Consider the following 352-nt stretch of genomic DNA (forward strand, 5'->3'; position numbering starts at 1 on the left):
GGCTGCTGCAATGCTACATGAACCAGAGCTGCTTATTATGGACGAACCTACAGTTGGAATAGATCCCCAATCTAGGAGTCATATCCTAGATACCGTGAGGCACCTCAATCAAGAAAAAGGTTTAACGGTACTGTACACGAGCCATTACATGGAAGAAGTGGAGCGTCTCTGTGATCGCGTTTATATTATGGATCATGGGCAAGTGATCGCATCTGGAACAAAGGAAGAATTGAAGAGTATTCTTTCAGGAGAAGAGACCATCTTTATTGAATTAGATCGCCCATATCCTGAATTAGTGACGGAACTACAGTCTCTAGAAGGAGTTCGTCAGATAGTTGAAACAGAAAAAGGA

At 42.6% G+C, this 352-nt stretch carries 1 pseudogene; it reads left to right on the plus strand.

Going from position 1 to position 352, the window contains the following annotated elements:
* Positions 1-148: 148 nt before the first annotated feature.
* Positions 149-352 (plus strand): annotated as a pseudogene (locus AOA62_RS32570) (ABC transporter ATP-binding protein); the annotation flags it as partial.

This window comes from Pseudomonas sp. 2995-3 (assembly GCF_002742565.1).
GTDB lineage: Bacteria > Pseudomonadota > Gammaproteobacteria > Pseudomonadales > Pseudomonadaceae > Aquipseudomonas > Aquipseudomonas edaphica.